Genomic DNA, 19,139 nt, shown 5'->3' with positions numbered 1-19,139 from the left:
CCAATTTTCAGAGGTCCGTCCCTCCATCATGATTGGAAAAACGCGAACCTGCGGGGAATGCGGGTTCGCGTTGGGGTTATCTGAATTGTATGTTGTGTAATGTTCTGATGCTGTTTGTATCCTTGATTTCTCCATAGAAGAGAATAGTTGGTTCGATTTTGATGGTTTCTCCATCAGCTGCAGACCACTCATTTGTGGAAGCCACTAGGAGTGCATCCTGATTTACATAAGCTTCAGATTGCTTTCTATTCGTGGGGTGGATGAACGAGATGGTTTCCTCATGCTCATCGCAGCCCAATACTGTATACGGTGAATCTCTTAAAACGAACTCTTCCGTTCCTGCATAGTATTTATTGAACACTCCTTCGGTAGGAAGACTTACGTAACTGGATTGTAAAGTCTCTCCTGTCTTGAAGAATGCATCTAAATCCAGAAGTTCCTTCACTATCGTCTGTCCGGAGTTCTGATGGATCTCAGCATAGACGGCAAGAATAGGTACTTCAGGAAGAGTCAAAGCATATTGACGCAGTGTGACCCCTTTCATCTTGTCGTGCTTACTGAACGCTGTTGATATACAGATTCCACTCCATTGATGCCCGAAACGATCTACTCTATTCACCTGTTCAATCGTTGTGTCCTCCTTCAACAGGGAATAAGCACTGATTGATTGGAAGGAGTAGGCTATACCTCCTCCCCATGGATTCCACCATGCACGTGGACCGGGTTTTGGATATTGATGATCGAGTGCTTCATTTCCTTGTAGTTTCAATGAATAGATTCCAGGAAAATAATTGGCACACGCTTGAAATGAGATCACACCGTTATCAACAACCCAGTTGTCATCTTTTTGCTCAATGTTTACTTCTTTAACTCCATACACGAATTGAAGGGAATCAACCTTTGCCAATTGATTGGTGGAAACAAATTCTCCAGAAACCATCTTAACACCAGGCGAAGAATGTGTAAGTTGAAGATCCAACTGAGTAACTCCCTGGTCTTTCTGAACATCTCTCACGATCGTATCATGTCCGTTTTGTACATTGAATGTTCCATGGATATATGGGGTCATCAATGATCTGAAACGGTAATTTATCACTTCATTAACTGATGAAACTGCATCCCCTTTTGCTTTCTCAAATGCATACAGTGGTAATTCCTGCAGGTCACTTTCTTCGTATCCAAGTAATTCACGCCATTTCGACCAGTGAGTGGATGTATTGATCCCTACTTGAATCGGACCTAGGCAGATCTCTTCATTTGGTCTAAGATTTTCCAGCTGATATTCCAAAGCAAATCGCCAATCATCTTTTCTCCCAAGGGCTTGTGCTGGCCACGCTAAAGAGATTGATTCACCCTTTGAAGATTTAATAAACAACCACCTCTCTGAAATGGCTTTGTCATCAATGTATTCCATGAATGGGACAAGTGGTTCATTACCGATCAAGACCCCATCGTTCTGAGGGATCGCTATGCCTTCAAAACTGAAAAAGGCAGGTTGAATCAAAGAAAGTCGTTCTTTCTCGATCGTCCCCTTGTTCACTATTTCATGCTTGATTTCAACCAATCCATCTCCATACATTTTGAAATACGTATTGAGTAGAATAGAATCGAACGACTCTGAAAGGAGTGATGTCTTAATCACCAGCGCTTCCGGCAATTCAATAAACTCAACGGATGAAGCTTCTTTCTTTGCAAACTCATCACTATAAGGTTTTCCTAACTTAGGTGTGAAAAATGAAATGGGATCCCGAGAGAGCACAGTGGATCCTATTTTGACGGTATGATTTCTTCTTTCAATTTCCACATAGTGTGGTCCATTGAATCCAATCCAATGCTCGTCTGTTTCCCCACCGAATTTTGCTCCGTATCCAGGGAGTGCTATTCTGAGTAATGTTGTAAAAGTAGCACGTTTTCCATTCTCCCATTCAACTGTAACCCCAATTTCTTCTGAAAGAAAACCATTCTTTATCAGCTCTGCAGAAATAGGGACGGAAACCTTTCCAAAGCCAGCTATCCGCTCCATCACTTCAGGGTTTTCCCAGGATACCACTTCATTCTGAGGAAGCTTGACGGTCCAAATCGTATTTTCTCCTACCTGACTTTCTATATCAAGATAAATAGTCCCCTTGCTTTGCGGCTTCCAATTCTTTTTCAACGATCTCAAGTGAAGTTTGCCAGCCTGTTTAGGAAATACACCCATTTTCAAAGAAACAGGTTTTTTATTTATCTCAATCTCTGCCCCTACAGTTGGATGGGTTTTCCATGGGCTTGGTTCATTCGCGGGCATGGAGACCCTTGCCGGTAAATCCTTTACCCATTTATTTTCCAACAAGAAGGTATCTTCTAAATCATGCTTTACAATGGATGAAGATGCACCTTTAATAGAAACCTCAACAGGTTCCTTGCTGCGATTCTCCACGTGATAGCTTAGAATATGATCTTGATTCTCCAATAGCTTGAACTCAGGCAGAATCATTTCCACTAATATATCCTGTGTTTCAATCAAGCGAATCCCTCGTCCCGTTCGCTCAAATTGGATGCGAACGAATTCATCCCCCGCTTCCCACTTATACTCATAGTAAGTATGGTCGTTCAACTTTAACGCATCCGGTTTAATTTCTATTACACGCTGGCTGGTTTCATACCAGTCATGGCTGTTGAAAAATGGCTTAAGAAGATCGATCTGAAGCACCGACGGAATGAAATTCATCAAGTGGACGGCGTCATCACGATCTTCCCAGAAAAACCCGCATTTTTTATAAAGTGGCACGGCTTTAGTATTTCCCGGCCAAGTAAATAAATCAAGCCTTGGCCATTTCAATTCAACTGTTTTCTCAATCGCTTTTAAAACGAGTTTTTTTCCAATTTTCATTCCTTGAAATGCGGGATGTACATTTAATAAGGGAATGTACAGAGCTCCTTCATCTTCACGATATTCGGAAAGTCCGCAGTACCCTGCCACTTCTTCCCCGACCATAGCTAAAAATAAATGGAGATTTGTAGAATTGGCTTCCTTATCCTTTACATCCTGCTCAGTTGTGATAGTGGAATCCCCACCCCAGTTCCCGCGGCTTTCATTCCACATTTTAGCGATTCGTTTCGCTAAACCTTCGTGATATTCTACGATTTTGACTTGCTCCAAAGTTGTCTTCATAATTTCCTCCTACGCTAAGTTTTAAGTGAAAGAACCTCATAATCATTGTTATTTTGAATTGCACCGACGATTGGAATCATCGTCATCGCCTCCTTTCATTTGGTTGGAAAGATTTTCTTCCCACATCCACAGTTTAAGATTTTATGCTCATGAAGTAAAGAATATTCTAACTACACAAAAAATTTTAACTCCTTTAAAATACTATCGAGATGGGTAAAAGGAATAATTTTATGTCTGCAAGACAACCCTACAAGATAAAAAGAGGGTAATCTGAATGAAAATGATTCGACTTGTTACAATTGTTCTTTGTATGATTTTTATTACAAACCTCGTAATCGGTGATGGTGCACTCCTTCATGCGCAACAGGAAATACCTTCATATGCAAAATGGGGTAGTCTTGCAGTGAGGAAAACGAAAGAAAGATATCCTGACGCATCTATCGTAGATTATCTTCATATAGGAAAGGAATATGGAACAAAAGTTTCAACTGAGAAGTTCAAGCTTTGGTTAAAGCGAGACGGGAAAGAATTTGGTGTATTTGTAGATATTAAATTCGAAACAGACAGCGAGAAACTGATTGATATAAACTTCAGAGAAACAGACCGATAACTATAAAAAAAAGAGAGGGATAGGCTTATAAGCCCATCCCTCTCTCTTTTTTGTTTTCATACGATGGATTCTCTGAACACGTAATTCAAAATGAAATATACATTAACGGCTAATGCCCTTCAAGAACATCATCCGGTCTATTGTTATGTATTTCAGTGGAAGCGGTGGCCACCCCAATGATGGTACCCTCTTCATTCAATAAGGGATGTGCATATACATTATAAGCGATTTCTCCAGAGGATAAGGGAATGGAAATCACTCGGCTGATGGGCGTCTCTCGATCCAAAACATCTTGTTTAAGCTCCATCAGCGCACGGTTTCCGTCATTTTCACTAAGCTCCAGGTCTGTTTTCCCGATATGGTCTTCCGGAATAAGATCCGGAGTATTGAAGATCCAGGTATATCGTAATTGGGTATCACAATGAGCAAGTATGACAGGAGCATTCTTTAAGGCAATGGAAAATGGATTTTCCTCCAGATTAAAACTCGATGCGTGAAAGTCAAGGACTTCACCCAGCTTGATGGTTACCTCAGGACTCGGCTTTCGGATTCCACTCTCAATTTGGGCGTAGTAGGATCTTTCTATAAAGGCTTTTGAGGCCACTTCCTGCTGTGTCATTTTTTTTCGCTTTCTTAACTTAATAAGCCAAGTTCTTTTTTTCAACCCTCATCCCCCCTTCTATATCTAAATGGCAGAAAAGCAAATGTATGCTTCATACATGAAAGTGTCTAAACAGACACTTTTTCAATTGGGAATATTCGATATAATAGAATTGTAGGAATATTTTTAATAAACTTCTTATACCATTTCTTTTATTGACCTCTTTATGAGATATCCTTACTTCCCCATATAGCATCAAAACTTTCGTACCCTTTGTTAAAAATCATAACATAGAATCCAGCGTTACCTCTATTCTTTTTTCCAAATATATTTACATAAGTTGACGACTTGCAGAGTTGTTTATAGAAGGAGGATATCATATGACGACGAAGGCCGTTCAGGGTAATGACAAGTATCTTGATTTCATTAATCGTATCAATGAAACAAAATCAGGAGTGATTCAGGAAAGATCGACCAACGACCCTTCTTATTCAAATATTGTTTCCGGTTCACTTAGAAAATGGAGGGGCGATTGCATAGAGGTGTTCGCTCATTCATTGGAAATGCCAAATGAACACGATGCCGTCATCGAAAAATGGGCATGTTCTTCTGTGACGCTTTTCAAGCAGTTAGACGTTTCGCTTGAAGTTGCAATTAGTGATATACAGTACTTTCGCAATGAAATCGGAGCAGTGATAAAATCTGAGGCTATCGTGAAAGAACTGTCAATAGATTCCTTTTATGATCTACTTTCTCGCTTTCACTCTGGAGTCGATCGGGCCATTTTCAGGATTTCAATCGCCTTTAATCACCCGCTTTCGGATTCGATCAGCAGAGAACTGTCCATACCCATCGTTAAGGTGACTGATTCGATTGCCATTTTGCCCCTTATTGGAGACATTGATACACAACGTTCAAAGGACTTAATGGAACGGGCTCTAACTAAAGGATCTGCCTTAAGGCTGCGGTATCTCATCACAGATTTATCAGGTGTAAATGTAGTCGATACGATGGTGGCAGATCAGTTATTTAAAGTAGTTGCTGCCCTCAAATTAACAGGAATTCAAGCAATCCTGACAGGAATAAGACCAGAGATTGCACAAACAATGGTGAATCTTGGCATTGTCATCAACCACATCCCGACTTTTGCGAGTCTTCATACAGCACTGATTCATTTACAGAAATTCAAAAGCACCCTTGGTCATTAAGGTGCTTTTACTTTTTGTCGTAACAATACGCTCAATAGTTCTAAGCTCTGGAGAATAATTTCTGCCGTATTTCGAAAAAATAAAGATAGAATTTCCCCTGTATCAGGTTTTACCTCAAATTGTGGGGGAGTAAAATGAGCGTAAAGGATGAAATGTATGAATGATAAGAAGGCCTTAAGTTCAAGTGAGCTTGCTACATTATGGATGACATATCAACAAAAAACCATGATTCAACGAATATTGGAGTACTTTATAGAAAAGGCCCATGATGAAGAGGCAAAAGAAATTCTTTTGTACACTCACTCTAATGTAAAAGATTATATAGGCAGACTTATCCATTTATTCGAGAATGAAGGATGCGTCATCCCAATCGGTTTTACCGAGGAAGATGTCAATGTAGGCGTACCTAAGCTTTTTGATCACAAATTTGATATTATGTTTTTAAGAAATCTAAAAGCCACCAGTATGGGATTACACACTCTGCATCTCAATATGTCCTATAGAAAGGATCTTATCCTGTTATACAAAGAGTTAACCGGATTCACTCAAACGGTTTATGAGAAATGTATGGATTACCTACGAGAAAAGGATGTATTACCAGGGCCTCCTGCTGTGACGGTTCCGAAATCGATTGAATTCGCCCAAAGCCCGAATTATATGGCTGGCTTTAATATTTTTTCGGATAAAAGGACTTTGAATACTGTTGAAGTAGCTTATCTTTATTTTGGAATTGAAACAAATACGCTGGGAATGCAGATGATGACAGGGTTTGCTCAAGCAGCAACCGAACCCGAAGTAAAGAAATACTTCATTAAAGGGAAAGAATTATCAAAGAAAATCGTCAGTGACTATACCCATGTCTTGATGCAAAGTGATATCCACGCCCCTGCCACTTCTGGAGCGAAAGCCACAGATTCCACCGTTTCACCATTTTCAGATAAACTTATGATGTATTGCACATCCCTCTTCACCAATTTCGGTTTAGGGAGTAATGCACTGGGTACTGCTTTCAGTTTACGCAGCGATTTACCGGTCAAGCTTGCTGTAACTGCAAAGGACATACTGGCTTATGGACATGAAGGTGGCAAAATCATGGCTAAAAATGGATGGATGGAGCAACCCCCGAGTATGGAGGACCGGAATAAACTGTTTAAGTAGCATTTGCCATAAAGTCCTGATCAACAAATGATATGTTTAAAGCAGATGCTCCGCCTAAAAATGAGGACGGTGCACCTGCTTTTTAATTTGTATCTCTTATTAAAAAATCGTATATCAACTTTCCAACCTTTGCGATCGTACCTTTTCCGGATTCATTATCTTCAAGTTCATCAATTAATACTGCTATGTATGCATGTTTGTTTCCATACTTCAGTATACCGCAATCGTGCTCGACACCTGGCAGCTCCCCTGTTTTGTTTGCCACAAATACCATTTCCAGGTCCATCAGTGAAGGAAGTTTATCTTTAAATTGTTGGTGATGTAGAATATTCAGCATTTTCCCACGGCTATTTAAACTGTAATTTGGACTTTTGTCGATCAGCTTTAAGCATGTAAGAATGTCCATTGCTGAAGTATGGTTATTGTATCCCTGTTCTATTGCTTGAAAATCCATGAACTTCCGCAGTAGCTTCGTCTGCTTTAAGTTTAAAGAATCGCATAGCCCCTGTATGGCACTTGAACCAAGACGGTCAATCAGAAAATTTGATGCTGTGTTATCTGATACGATGATCATAAGAGTGAGAAGATCTTCAATGTTCAAAGATATTTCCTCAGAAAGTGATGCAAGGACACCTGCCCCTCCGACTCTTCCTTCTATAGGGATTGAAACTTTATCAAGAAGGGAGATCTTCTCTTCTTCTGCCTGGCGGAAACCCTCCAGTAAAATGGGAAGCTTGATCAAACTCGCTGCAGGATAAGATTGATGACCATTGATTTGAATAAATTGGGTTGGGAGTTCGACGGCGACACTGACTCTTCCATTGGAACACATAACGACATCCCGTATGTTTTGTTCTAAAGCATTCATCATAAATATCCTTTATTTCGTTACTGCCACTTCAGCAGGGTCTCCTACCATTTTCTTATCGTAAAGGTGACAGGCAACAAAATGTTTTTCCTCCACTTCCTGCCATTCAGGTTTATGGGTGGCGCAAGCTTCCATGGCTGCAGGACAGCGCGTCCTGAATACGCAACCACTGGGCGGATTGATTGGACTTGGGATTTCTCCCTGAATGATCATCCGTTCCCGTGCATCCTCTACATCCGGATCAGGAATTGGAATGGTAGAAAGCAATGCCTGGGTGTATGGGTGAAGAGGTTTTTTATATAGCTCCTTGCTTTCAGTCAGTTCAACAATATGTCCTAAATACATAACTCCGATACGATTACTGATATGTTTGACCATTGAAAGATCATGTGCAATAAATAAAAATGTCAATCCTTTATCTCTTTGAAGTTTAGTCAATAGGTTTACAATTTGAGCCTGTACTGATACATCTAGTGCAGAAATCGGTTCATCTGCAATAATGAATTCAGGATTTAGCGCAAGTGCCCTTGCAATCCCAATCCTTTGACGCTGTCCTCCGCTGAATTCGTGTGGGTAGCGATTTGCGTGATCGCGATTTAGCCCCACATCCTCCAAGAGCTGATAAATCCGATTCATCTGCTCTTTTTTATCTTTATATAAATTGTGTGCTTCCATCGGTTCAGCTATAATTTCCATAACCGTCGACCGGGGATTTAGTGATGCATATGGATCCTGGAATATCATCTGCATGTTCCGGTAAAATGATAGCTTTTCCTTTTCCGAGAGGGCATGGACATCCTTGCCGTTATACAGCACTTGACCTTCCGTGCGGTCATATAGTCCGATAATGGTTCGTCCGGTAGTGGATTTTCCACATCCGGATTCACCCACCAATCCAAAGGTCTCCCCCTTGTAAATATCAAATGAAATACGATCCACTGCTTTCAAGGTTTTTCCTTTTTCCAGCTGAAAGTATTTCTTTAATTCTTTTACTTCAAGTAACTTCTGATTCGTCATGATGATTCCCCCTCTTCTACCCAGTAACGTCTGGCCACGCACAGCTCTTTTTCGTAATAAGTGCCTTTAAATGACAAAATCTCAATAGATTTACCCGTATTTGGCGAATGAATCATTTTATCGTCTCCGTAATAGATGGCTACGTGATGTATACTCCCTTTTCCTTCCTCATAAGCAAAAAACAACAGGTCTCCAGGCAGTATACGATCCAGTGGTACATCCGTACCATTTCTCGCCTGATCATTTGCGTCACGGGGAATCAGGTATCCTTGGGCTTTACACATCGTGTAGCTGAAACCAGAGCAATCAAACCCGAAGCTTGACATCCCTCCCCATAGGTAGGGAAGGTTAAGAAAACCTTCTCCTGAAGTGACAATATCCGCACCACTTCCTTTTCGATCGTTGACTTTGTTATTGGATATAATCACATCTGCTTGTTTTACGAATCGGGTACCTATCGGAGTCTCTACTTCGATTGACTCTTCAAGCTCTTTCACAACCGGCAAAATGGTTTGAAAGCTTAGTTTTAGTTCAGCCTCGTTATTTTTGTTAATTAAGTCCGCGAATTCTCTGATTACTATGGCATAAGAATCAGAAGGAGAGAGCTCACCTGGTGTAAGCTGAGCACTTGGAATCCAACCGGGATATCCGCGCTTGTCTTTAGAGGAAGGCTGATCTGGAATAATGACATGGGACCACCCTTTCCGCTCCTCCGTAACGAGTACTTCCTGTCCGAATAACGCTTGAGATTGTATACGGTTTTCATCACAGAGTGCCAATCGAGTTTCATGTGTTAAAGTCTCCAACCATTTTGATATCTTGACAGGATTCACAACGGCAGGTTCATCTACCTCCCGTACCGAATCAGGATTGGTCCATACGGTCGCAACAGGTACGGCTATAAGTGCTTTAGTCGTCAATTTCCTTCCCCCTTGATTGATACTGATACTCGTTCTATTCCAAGCCCGGAACTTGTCGGCATGGAAATCTTTCTTCCGTTGTACACTATTCCCCCCACAACAATATCTTCTGCCAGCATAAGTGGAGCATCAAAATCAAATCGTGTGACATTCTTCCTGCTCGCGGCAAAGTGAGCAGCGGCAGTTATCCCCAAGCGTGTCTCAATCATGCTCCCCACCATGCATTCGACACCGAACAATTCTGCCATATCGCTTATCTTCTGAGCCTGATAAATCCCACCGGCTTTCATGAGCTTAATGTTGATCAAATCCGCGCTCCTGGTTTCTAACACTTCGAAGGCTTGATGTGGGGAGAAGACACTTTCATCTGCCATAATAAGTGTTTCCACTTCATCCGTCACTCTTTTCAGTCCTCTGATATCATGCGCAGGCACAGGCTGCTCGACTAATTCGATTTGCAGGTCAAGCTCTTCCATTTTTCGTATTGCTTTCACAGCTGCTTTAGATTCCCATCCTTGATTGGCATCCAATCGGATTCTGATATCATATCCTATACGTTCACGAATTCGCTGGATCCTTTTGATATCTGTAGCGATATCATCTTTACCGACTTTTATCTTCAATACGTCAAATCCCTTTTTTACATAGGTGGCTGCATCATCAGCCATCTCCTTCGCACTATTCACACTAACTGTGTAATCCGTCTCTAGCTCCTGCCGATATCCCCCAAGGAACTGATAGAGTGGTATATTACATCTTTGTGCCAGGCAATCATATATGGCCATGTCCACAGCTGCCTTCGCGCTTGAATTATGTACAATTAAAGAATGGAGTTGTTGAAATAAATATTCGTAGTTCAACAGACTTTTACCCAACAATGCGGGTTTGATCACTTGTTGAATGGCAGACTCTATGCTTGATAGACTATCACCCGTAATCACCACGGTCGGGGGTGCCTCACCCCAGCCGATGATCCCGTTGTCGCATATTAATTTTACGACGACGGCTTCTGCCACTTCCACCGTCCTTAATGCAGTCTTGAAAGGGGTGTGTAATGGGACCGCAGTCCTGAATGTCTCAAGCTGATGAATATTCATTCATCAACACCCCCGCGTACTCCGGTTTCAATCGTAAACGTATGGTCCCGTGTATCCAGCTTTCCTATGCTGCCTACCGGAATGGCAATACTTGGGGATGAGTGCCCGATATGAAACCCTTTTAGTACGGGCTTACCTGCACTTGCAATGTGTTCCATCAGTACCTCATCAAGAGTCAGGGAACGTTCAGGTTTCTCAGGTACACAGTTCTTGAAGTCACCGATGATAATCCCGGAAGCTTCATTGAATTTATTAGCCATTTTTAACTGATTCACCATTCGATCCACTTTATATGGTTCTTCATCAATATCCTCAATAAATAGAAGTTTTCCTTTTGTATTTATTTCAAAAGGTGTTCCCAGGGTGCTGACCAATAGGGTGAGGTTCCCTCCGATGACGGGACCGTTTGCTACTCCTTCTACGACCGTTTCAAGTTTGGATTTCTCATACGTATAGACTATGTCTTCTGTATGGAAAAGCTGCTGAAACGAATCCTTTGAGGCGTTGTGAACGCCAGAGAGTCCGATGTCAGAACTTAACATCGGTCCATGGAAGGTGACGAGACCGGTTTGTTGATGAATGGCAGTATGTAAAAAAGTAATATCACTATATCCCCAAAAAATTTTCGGATTTTGGCGTATCAATTCGAAATTTAATTTTGAAACGATTCGGCCTGTTCCAAAACCTCCACATGCACAAAAAATGGCTTTCACGTCTTGATCTTCAAACATTCTATGAATATCTTCTATTCGATCACTGTCTTCACCTGCCAGGTAACCATACTTCTTATATACAGAATTTCCTATTTTAACGATTAATCCCAATTCTTCTTCAAGAAAACGTATTGCTTTTTGTAAAGGTTCAGTTTTCGGAGGGCTTGCAGGAGCGATGACTCCAACCATATCTCCTTTATTCAGTTTCGCAGGTTTCATCATGACACATTCCGGACCCCTTTCGTAGAAAAAGAGGGAGTGGACGCGCGGCCAAAAATGCGGCTTTGGGTCCCTCCACTCATCCTGTTTTCAAACCACTATTTTTTATCTGCCCATTTTAATTCCATATAGCCGACAGGGTGACGGACGATACCTGATACATCTTCATTTTGAAGGTACACATGATTATAGAAATGTATCGGAATGATCGGCATTTCATCCATCAGGATTTTCTCTGCCTCATACATCATGTCAAATCGCTTCGCTTCATCGGCTTCATTCATCGCTTGTTTGATCAGGGTGTCATATTTCTCATTACTCCAGCCTGTACGGTTCATGGAATGCCCTGTTTGGAAATTTTCAAGGAAGTTGATCGGATCTGCGTAGTCTGCTAAGAATGAACTCCGGGATAATTGGAATTTCAAAGCCTTTTGTTCATCTTGGAATACGTTCCATTCCATATTGGCTAATTTAACTTCAACATTTAAGTTTTCCTTGAACATTTGTTGAAGTGCCTCAGCAATTTTTTGATGAGTATCACTTGTGCTGTATGTTAAAGTGACTTCCGGAAGTGAGTCGTATCCTTCTTCTTCCATCCCCTTTTTCAAAAGAGCTTTTGCTTCTTCCACATCTGTTTTCACCAGGTCTCCATTTGATTCACGGAAGTCCTTGTCTGAAGGATCTTTAAATCCTTTTGAAACGAATCCGTAAGCTGGATTTTCTTGATTCTTTGTAACAAAGTCAACCATTTGCTGTTGATCAACAGCCATGGCGAATGCTTTACGGATGCTTTGATTTTGGAAGGGCTCTTTTTCTAAATTGAAACGATAGAAGTACGTTCCAGCCTGGTCTTCAACTTTCACTTTCCCTTCTTCGAATAACTGTTTACTTAAATCCGCCGGTACGTCAGCTGTATCAAGTTCACCGGTTTTGTATAATTGATAATCCGTATTTGTATCGTTTACCATAGCCCAGTGAATTTTATCTAATTTCACTGAATCTTTATCCCAATATTGATCATTCTTTTCCATGACGAAGTGGCTGTCATGTTCCCATTCAGTCAGTTTGAACGGTCCATTAGCGACGAAACTATCCGCTTCTGCAAACCATTCCGGATTTTCCGTAGCAACCTTTTCGTTGATCGGGAAAAATGCCGGATTCGCAATCACGCTTAAGAAATACGCTTGTGGACTTGTCAATGTAACCTCGAATGTTTTCTCATCCTTCGCCACTACTTTCACATCCTCGGCTGATCCCTTTCCTGTGTTGAATGCCTCTCCACCTTCGATGAAGTATCCAAGGAAAGCAGCCGGAGAACCTGTGTCCGGATTTAAAAGGCGTTTCCATGCGAATACGAAATCCCCGGCTGTGACATCATCACCATTAGACCATTTGGCATTGTCCCTAATGTGGAAGGTATACACTTTGCCATCTTCCGAGACGTCCCACTTTTCAGCCATGGCCGCTTCAGGTTCGTGATTGGCATTTAGTCGGGTCATCCCTTCCATTAAGTTGTTCAATGCAGTCCATGAATAGGAATCAAAGCCGATCGGTGGATCAAACGATGTGGGCTCTGCCCCGTTGTTCAAATGAAGCACTTTGCCTTCCTCTTTTTTCTTGCTGTCTCCACTACTTGATTCACTGCCTGCATCTTTCGTGGCCGTACAGGCAGCCAGCACGAACAGGAGCATTCCCACTAGAAGAACGGATATTACTTTTTTCATGATTTTCCCCCTCTTTCACTATTTATCTATCAAACAATCAGCTTATCGAATCGTTAAACTGACCGTTGAAAGCATTTCCTTGGCTCTTTTATCCTGTAGCCAGCAGTCCACATGATGTTCTTTTGATATCTGCGTTTTGACGGGATACACACGGTCGCATACTTCCATCGCCATTTCACATCTTGGAACAAAAGGGCATCCGCTAGGCGGTGAGAAGAGATCAGGCGGTGAACCTGGAATCGGAATCAGGTCTTCCCCCTCAAGATCAAGCCTTGGCACCGATCTCAGTAGCCCTTGAGTATATGGGTGTTGGGAGTGGTAAAAGATTTCTCTTCTGTTCCCTTCCTCTACTATTTTCCCTGCATACATGACGGCTATTCGATCCGCAACTTGTGCCACGACTCCTAAATCATGTGTGATCAGAATAATGGAGACACCCGTCTTTTTCTGGACTTCTTTGAATAATTCCAGTATTTGAGCCTGAATGGTAACATCCAGGGCAGTTGTAGGCTCATCGGCAATCAATACATCCGGTTCGCATACGAGTGACATGGCGATCACGATCCGCTGCCGCATCCCCCCGCTGAATTGATGCGGATACTGCTTTAACCTCTCTTCCGGATTTGGAATACTGACGAGTTTCAGCATGTCAATCACTTTTTGTTTGGCCTGTTTTTTGGAAATATCGTTGTGCTGAAGAATCCCCTCCATGATTTGATCGCCAATGGTCAGGGTCGGATTGAGTGCTGTCATGGGATCCTGAAAGATCATGGAAATATCCGCTCCACGTACCTTTCTCATTTGGGCTTCTGATTTGCCCAAGAGATCCTCTCCCTTAAACAAAATCTTTCCTTCTGTAATTCGACCTGGTGGATTCGGTATCAGTCTCATGATACTCTGTGATGTGACACTCTTTCCACAGCCCGACTCCCCTACAATGGCCAGGGTCTCACCTTTATGTAAATCAAAACTTACACCCCTGACCGCCTTTACCTCTCCCCCATATGTCGTAAATGAGACGTGGAGATCCTGCACAGATAAAATTTCGCTCATGATGATTACCTCCTTAGTTTCGGATCAAGTGCATCCTGTAATCCGTCACCCAACACATTGAATGAAAACATCGTCAATGAAATGAATAGTGCCGGGAAGAATAAACGCCACCAGTAACCTGATAGAATCGTAGATAAACCGTCATTTGCCATCACGCCCCAGCTAGCATAGGGTGCCTGAATTCCAAGGCCAAGAAAACTAAGGAAAGCTTCCGCAAAAATGGCACTCGGAACAGTCAGTGTCATCTGTACAATGATCGGTCTCATGGTATTAGGAAGGAGGTTCTTTCGAATAATCCTCGCCGTTTTCGTTCCGAACGTTTTAGAAGCTAAGATAAATTCGTAATTCTTTATCTGGAGTACCTGTCCCCTTACAATTCTCGCCATACCGATCCATCCGGTTACCGTCAGGGCAACGATGATGGTCAAGAGGCCCGGACCCATGACCACCATTAAGAGAATGACGACAAGCAAATAAGGTAATCCGTATAAAATTTCCACAATTCGCATCATGACATTATCCGTTTTACCACCTTTATACCCTGAAATGCCACCATAGACAATCCCAATCACAAAATCGATAAGTGCTGCCATGAATCCAACAAACAGGGATATACGTGCGCCATACCAGGTTCGGGTAAATACATCTCTCCCCATATCATCTGTACCAAACCAGTGTTCACCAGAAGGAGGCAGGTTTTGGTTGGAGAGTGTTTGCTTCGTTACATCGTGGGGAGAAATGATGGGTCCGATGACTGCCATCACAACTAATCCGGTTAAGAATATTAACCCAAGCATAGCGAGCTTATTTTTCATTAGACGGTTCCAGGCATCCTGCCAATAGGAAAGACTCGGTCTCACCACCGCTTCAGCATCAGTTTCATTTCTCTTCTTCGGTGTAAACCATTCATCCTTGACGTCTGAAGTAACGAGTGGCTCTTGTTGTTGTGGAATCCCCATTATTTCGCCTCCTTCTTATGTAGCTTAATCCGCGGATCCAGGAAACCATATGCCAAATCGACTAAGAACAACATGATAATGAGAAACGCACTATAAAATACAGTCGTTCCCATGATTACGGGATAATCACGCTGATTGATGCTCTCAACGAAATACTTACCCATTCCTGGAATGGCAAAGATTTGTTCAATGACGAAAGTACCCGTTAATATCCCTGCGGCCAGGGTTCCAAGTACCGTGACAACTGGAAGCAATGCATTTCTTAAAGCGTGTTTCACTACAATCTTCACTGGTGACAATCCTTTAGCACGTGCTGTCCTAATATAATCCTGTGTCAACACTTCCAACATGCTTGAGCGCGTGAGACGGGCAATGATTGCCATTGGTCCCGTTGCTAATGCAAGTGTAGGAAGAATCATATGTCGCCAGCTTGTCCATGTGGCAACAGGAAGGATCCCCCAAGTGACCGCCACTTGTTGAATCAATAAAGTCGCCATTACGAAGTTCGGGATTGAAATTCCAAGGACCGCAAATGTCATCGCCATATAGTCAATGATTCCATTATGTCTAAGGGCCGCGAGCACCCCCAGGATAATGCCGGAAAGAACTGCAATCACGAGGGTTGTCATCCCCAGTTCAAATGAAATTGGAAATCCCCTTCCCAGCAAATCGTTCACTGTTTGGGATGGCTGAGTGATAGAAGGGCCGAAGTCCAATGAAATAAGTGATTTTAAATATAGAAAATATTGAACCATCAATGGCTCATTCAAATGATAATGAGCTTCTAGATTTTGTTGCACCATCTCACTTGTATTTCTTTCTTCATTAAACGGGGAACCCGGTATAGCATGCATCAGGAAAAACGTTAATGTGACAATTAGCCATAGTGTAATGACCATGGCCAAAAGCCTCTTCAATAGATATGTACTCATTGTTCTCACACTTTCTAACAGAATGTTGTTCTCATCGCGAGCTCAGTCATGACAAGCATGGCTCTATAGGCTTCAAGGATATCCTTAGCAGCAAATCTCACCGTCGTTGTCCCTGTTTCATGTACGGTTCCCGGCATAAGACTCGCCCACTCCGCCTGTCCATAGTTGGCAAACTCAATCCGTAAAATAGGATGTTCAGGCGGAGTAAGTGGTTGTACATTTCCCTTATTATGTATCGCTTCTTCCGTTCTTTTCATTAATAGTCGTCTTGATTTTTCCGGCGTGAGACTTTTTGCAACAGAACGGGAAATGGTTTCCTTTACGACTGCGGTCGTCACATTGGGGATCAATGATTCTGCCTCCAGTGCTGCCTGATCATCCCCGGCAACCATTAACACTGGTACTCCATAGTACCCGGCAACGTATGCATTAAATCCCATTTCACCAACTGCCACATTATTGATATACATGTGTCGGACACCGAAAATCATGGAATGGGACATTACCCCTTTCATGGAAGCCCTGGCATGATAACCAACGAAAAAAGCCCCATCAAACGTTTCATCCAGTCCTTGAACCATGGAATATGGTTTCACGCCACCAGATATCAGCTTCGTTTCAGGGTGCAGCCTCTCAATCAACAAATTATTCATTTGTGAGTGACTATCATTCACAAGTACTTCTTTGCAGCCTGAATCAAAGGCTGCAGTCACAACGGCGTTCGCTTCATCGGTCATAATGATTCTTCCACGTTCATAATTATGCTTATTCGATGACACATGAGTATGATCCACAAGACCCGTAATGCCTTCCATATCAACGGACATATAGACGTTCATAAATCGCACCTCCTTTCATGGGTAATATTTATTAAATTTTCTTAATATTATAATTATTAATTCGAGTGATTACAACATTTTTTTGAATAAAAAGGAATATATTCCTATTCTCATAAAATAAGGAATATTGAACCATGGTTTATTTCATTCATTGGGATCTTTCTCTGTCCAGGAAGGAAAAGTAGTTAATTAGAATCATCAAATCTGATTGAAATTAATAATGCGATGGATTTTATAATGAAAATCACACCGCACTCTTTTATTCGTGGGCATGTCATATTTCATTGAAATTGAGTATTGGAAGGAGGACATATGACATATAGATATTATGTTGATATATTCCAATGTATTTAGTCAAAATGAAACTCTCAGTATAATTTTTCATTACCAGATTGATTGATGACAAGAAGCATTTTAATTACGGTTCGCTGATAACCCAACTTTCCCTCTTCAAAATATCATCACGTTAGCCTGTACTTAGCTATAATAAGAAAAAGACCTGGAGAATTCATCTCTCCAGGTCTTGAACTTGGTACATGTATATTAGCTTATTTTATTCAACAATTTTTCTGAGTGCTGAGAGCCCATTTCTGCCACTAAATCAAGTAATTCTGCTTTCGTTGTCTCATCTAGGCCTTTATAAATAAGGAAAGCTTGAGTTGCATCAGAAGTAATTAACTTTCTGTATAACTTTGAGATTCTTTTACTCCTGTGGGTGTCCATTAGATCCTCCTCTATAAATCCTTTCTGTTATTATAATAAATATAGGCTTGTTTTTTCAATATATTCTTCAAAAATTAATTATGTAACAAAAATGAATCAATCCTATTACTAAACGAATTTAGGTCAACCTTGGAGGAGAAAATAATTTTCTTAGACCTTTACACGTAGGTGATTATCTTAAAGATAAATCAGGTGATAACTTTCCGAATTCGAGTGCTTCAAGGATAATTTCCTCAGAGAATCCTGTGTACTGAGAAAGCATTTGAATCGTAATCTTCTGAGAAGTACGGGAAGCCTGGTTTCTTGCCATATATGTTTGATACAAAACAATGGAGTATCTGTCATGTATATTGAGCAACGTTCGTCACAGCTCCTATTATTCTCTCCTCACAAGGTCGCGGGTAAAGGTTAATTACTATTTACCCAAAGATTCATTTTGAAAACGTGGCTGTTCAGTTACATTTTGATCGCTTACGTTCAGCTTCTTACAGGCAATTCATACTGCTTAAATTCTCCATTATTGGATGAGAATCTTAAGATATTTTGATCCTTTGGAATGCCATGAAAGTACGCACCGATTGCACCGGTTGTACACCTGTGACCCGAGATCAATATATGTTTATCTTCCCCTCCATGGAGCGCTGTCAATTCTTCCATGAAGTTTAATACCCTCGTCATATAACTCTCAGCATCCTCCACCCCATCATAGCACGATGAATCCGGCAATGGACCATTCATGATCACCTCGCTTTTTATCAGGCCATCTGCCTCGCCTAAATCATAAACATCTAATCTTGTATCAACCTTGCACGACATAGCTGTAACAATTTCAGCGGTTTGAATGGCTCTTTCCTGTGGAGAAGAAAAGACGTAATCGAAGTTGATGTGACTTAGTTTGTGTTTTAAATCCTGAGCTTGTCTGAGTCCTGCTTCATTTAATGGGAGGCCATTTCTGCCTTGGAGTCTACCTTCTTTATTTCTATCGGTTTGGCCGTGTCTAATAGCGTATATCATGTAGATATCCTCCTTTCATTTATATCGATTCAATTGCTCAAACTGTTCCATTGAGCTGATGAATCTGTTGTTTTATTGATCCTTCTTTCTCTTATGTACCTCGATTTGGATGACCAGAGACGCAATCCCCAAAAACCCAACTATTCCAAATACTCCTGCGATGATTCCTTGAACTGAAGAAGTGAAGATTGTCATTCCCATCATGATACTTAATCCTACAAATAGAAGTAATAACCAATGGGCGTAACGATTGAAAAACTCCGTGATCATAATCCCCTCCCAAAACTATGGATACTTCCATTTTAGCATAATATTCCAATTTTCCCCGAA

The 19,139-nt window shown here is 41.5% G+C and carries 18 protein-coding genes; 3 read left to right on the top strand and 15 right to left on the bottom strand.

Annotated elements, in window-relative coordinates; genetic code table 11:
• Window positions 1-76 precede the first annotated feature (76 nt).
• On the bottom strand, window positions 77-3,154 hold the full coding sequence (locus JI667_RS00230; RefSeq protein ID WP_206848802.1) for a GNAT family N-acetyltransferase: 3,078 nt from the start codon (window positions 3,152-3,154) through the stop codon (window positions 77-79).
• Between the two features lie 274 nt (window positions 3,155-3,428).
• Here JI667_RS00230 and JI667_RS00225 point away from each other — a divergent pair, with 274 nt between their 5' ends.
• The gene (locus JI667_RS00225) at window positions 3,429-3,764 is read left to right on the top strand and encodes a YqzG/YhdC family protein (protein ID WP_206848800.1); all 336 of its coding nucleotides are present in this window, start codon (window positions 3,429-3,431) and stop codon (window positions 3,762-3,764) included.
• A gap of 109 nt (window positions 3,765-3,873) precedes the next feature.
• Here the strand turns inward: JI667_RS00225 and JI667_RS00220 are convergent, their stop codons facing one another.
• Entirely contained in the window at window positions 3,874-4,428 is a 555-nt protein-coding gene (locus JI667_RS00220) for a helix-turn-helix domain-containing protein (RefSeq protein ID WP_206848798.1), read from the bottom strand.
• Window positions 4,429-4,745: 317 nt separating this feature from the next.
• Here JI667_RS00220 and JI667_RS00215 point away from each other — a divergent pair, with 317 nt between their 5' ends.
• Window positions 4,746-5,573, top strand: coding sequence for an STAS domain-containing protein (locus JI667_RS00215; protein ID WP_206848791.1), 828 nt, complete (start codon window positions 4,746-4,748; stop codon window positions 5,571-5,573).
• A 156-nt stretch (window positions 5,574-5,729) separates the two neighbouring features.
• Window positions 5,730-6,731, top strand: coding sequence for a DUF3231 family protein (locus JI667_RS00210; RefSeq protein ID WP_206848788.1), 1,002 nt, complete (start codon window positions 5,730-5,732; stop codon window positions 6,729-6,731).
• Between the two features lie 82 nt (window positions 6,732-6,813).
• Here the strand turns inward: JI667_RS00210 and JI667_RS00205 are convergent, their stop codons facing one another.
• The 13 genes from JI667_RS00205 to JI667_RS00145 form a co-directional block, all read right to left on the bottom strand.
• On the bottom strand, window positions 6,814-7,602 hold the full coding sequence (locus JI667_RS00205) for a serine hydrolase (RefSeq protein ID WP_206848786.1): 789 nt from the start codon (window positions 7,600-7,602) through the stop codon (window positions 6,814-6,816).
• 9 nt (window positions 7,603-7,611) lie between these two features.
• The gene (locus tag JI667_RS00200) at window positions 7,612-8,616 is read right to left on the bottom strand and encodes an ABC transporter ATP-binding protein (protein WP_206848785.1); all 1,005 of its coding nucleotides are present in this window, start codon (window positions 8,614-8,616) and stop codon (window positions 7,612-7,614) included.
• Complete coding sequence (locus JI667_RS00195; RefSeq protein WP_206848777.1) at window positions 8,613-9,536, bottom strand: NlpC/P60 family protein; 924 nt, start codon at window positions 9,534-9,536, stop codon at window positions 8,613-8,615. Before JI667_RS00195 ends, JI667_RS00200 begins: the two co-directional genes overlap by 4 nt.
• On the bottom strand, window positions 9,533-10,633 hold the full coding sequence (locus tag JI667_RS00190) for a mandelate racemase/muconate lactonizing enzyme family protein (protein WP_206848775.1): 1,101 nt from the start codon (window positions 10,631-10,633) through the stop codon (window positions 9,533-9,535). Before JI667_RS00190 ends, JI667_RS00195 begins: the two co-directional genes overlap by 4 nt.
• The gene (locus tag JI667_RS00185) at window positions 10,630-11,565 is read right to left on the bottom strand and encodes a S66 peptidase family protein (RefSeq protein ID WP_206850450.1); all 936 of its coding nucleotides are present in this window, start codon (window positions 11,563-11,565) and stop codon (window positions 10,630-10,632) included. The genes JI667_RS00190 and JI667_RS00185 overlap by 4 nt, the downstream gene beginning before the upstream one ends.
• Before the next feature lie 98 nt (window positions 11,566-11,663).
• The gene (locus tag JI667_RS00180) at window positions 11,664-13,289 is read right to left on the bottom strand and encodes a peptide ABC transporter substrate-binding protein (protein ID WP_206848767.1); all 1,626 of its coding nucleotides are present in this window, start codon (window positions 13,287-13,289) and stop codon (window positions 11,664-11,666) included.
• 42 nt (window positions 13,290-13,331) lie between these two features.
• Window positions 13,332-14,342, bottom strand: a complete 1,011-nt coding sequence (locus tag JI667_RS00175; RefSeq protein WP_206848765.1) for an ABC transporter ATP-binding protein — start codon at window positions 14,340-14,342, stop codon at window positions 13,332-13,334.
• A 5-nt stretch (window positions 14,343-14,347) separates the two neighbouring features.
• The gene (locus tag JI667_RS00170) at window positions 14,348-15,301 is read right to left on the bottom strand and encodes an ABC transporter permease (protein WP_206848763.1); all 954 of its coding nucleotides are present in this window, start codon (window positions 15,299-15,301) and stop codon (window positions 14,348-14,350) included.
• Complete coding sequence (locus JI667_RS00165) at window positions 15,301-16,233, bottom strand: ABC transporter permease (protein ID WP_206848754.1); 933 nt, start codon at window positions 16,231-16,233, stop codon at window positions 15,301-15,303. The genes JI667_RS00170 and JI667_RS00165 overlap by 1 nt, the downstream gene beginning before the upstream one ends.
• 14 nt (window positions 16,234-16,247) lie before the next feature.
• Window positions 16,248-17,072 (bottom strand): M55 family metallopeptidase, encoded by an 825-nt coding sequence (locus tag JI667_RS00160; RefSeq protein WP_206848751.1) that lies wholly within the window; start codon window positions 17,070-17,072, stop codon window positions 16,248-16,250.
• An 895-nt stretch (window positions 17,073-17,967) separates the two neighbouring features.
• The gene (locus JI667_RS00155; RefSeq protein WP_034759495.1) at window positions 17,968-18,153 is read right to left on the bottom strand and encodes a hypothetical protein; all 186 of its coding nucleotides are present in this window, start codon (window positions 18,151-18,153) and stop codon (window positions 17,968-17,970) included.
• A gap of 119 nt (window positions 18,154-18,272) precedes the next feature.
• Entirely contained in the window at window positions 18,273-18,809 is a 537-nt protein-coding gene (locus JI667_RS00150; protein ID WP_206848750.1) for a histidine phosphatase family protein, read from the bottom strand.
• A 72-nt stretch (window positions 18,810-18,881) separates the two neighbouring features.
• A complete protein-coding gene (locus JI667_RS00145; protein WP_206848747.1) occupies window positions 18,882-19,079 on the bottom strand; it encodes a hypothetical protein in 198 nt (65 codons plus the stop codon).
• Window positions 19,080-19,139: the final 60 nt, after the last annotated feature.

Source organism: Bacillus sp. NTK074B, from assembly GCF_017303375.1.
Taxonomy (GTDB): domain Bacteria; phylum Bacillota; class Bacilli; order Bacillales; family Bacillaceae_B; genus Rossellomorea.
This window is presented reverse-complemented; position numbering and strand designations above follow the sequence as displayed.

Excerpts from the sequence above, each read along its gene's own strand:
- JI667_RS00230 (WP_206848802.1), bottom strand. The coding sequence starts at position 3,154 with ATGAAGACAACTTTGGAGCAAGTCAAAATCGTAGAATATCACGAAGGT.
- JI667_RS00225 (WP_206848800.1), top strand. The coding sequence starts at position 3,429 with ATGAAAATGATTCGACTTGTTACAATTGTTCTTTGTATGATTTTTATT.
- JI667_RS00215 (WP_206848791.1), top strand. The coding sequence starts at position 4,746 with ATGACGACGAAGGCCGTTCAGGGTAATGACAAGTATCTTGATTTCATT.
- JI667_RS00210 (WP_206848788.1), top strand. The coding sequence starts at position 5,730 with ATGAATGATAAGAAGGCCTTAAGTTCAAGTGAGCTTGCTACATTATGG.
- JI667_RS00205 (WP_206848786.1), bottom strand. The coding sequence starts at position 7,602 with ATGATGAATGCTTTAGAACAAAACATACGGGATGTCGTTATGTGTTCC.
- JI667_RS00200 (WP_206848785.1), bottom strand. The coding sequence starts at position 8,616 with ATGACGAATCAGAAGTTACTTGAAGTAAAAGAATTAAAGAAATACTTT.
- JI667_RS00190 (WP_206848775.1), bottom strand. The coding sequence starts at position 10,633 with ATGAATATTCATCAGCTTGAGACATTCAGGACTGCGGTCCCATTACAC.
- JI667_RS00185 (WP_206850450.1), bottom strand. The coding sequence starts at position 11,565 with ATGAAACCTGCGAAACTGAATAAAGGAGATATGGTTGGAGTCATCGCT.
- JI667_RS00180 (WP_206848767.1), bottom strand. The coding sequence starts at position 13,289 with ATGAAAAAAGTAATATCCGTTCTTCTAGTGGGAATGCTCCTGTTCGTG.
- JI667_RS00175 (WP_206848765.1), bottom strand. The coding sequence starts at position 14,342 with ATGAGCGAAATTTTATCTGTGCAGGATCTCCACGTCTCATTTACGACA.
- JI667_RS00170 (WP_206848763.1), bottom strand. The coding sequence starts at position 15,301 with ATGGGGATTCCACAACAACAAGAGCCACTCGTTACTTCAGACGTCAAG.
- JI667_RS00165 (WP_206848754.1), bottom strand. The coding sequence starts at position 16,233 with ATGAGTACATATCTATTGAAGAGGCTTTTGGCCATGGTCATTACACTA.
- JI667_RS00160 (WP_206848751.1), bottom strand. The coding sequence starts at position 17,072 with ATGAACGTCTATATGTCCGTTGATATGGAAGGCATTACGGGTCTTGTG.
- JI667_RS00150 (WP_206848750.1), bottom strand. The coding sequence starts at position 18,809 with ATGATATACGCTATTAGACACGGCCAAACCGATAGAAATAAAGAAGGT.
- JI667_RS00145 (WP_206848747.1), bottom strand. The coding sequence starts at position 19,079 with ATGATCACGGAGTTTTTCAATCGTTACGCCCATTGGTTATTACTTCTA.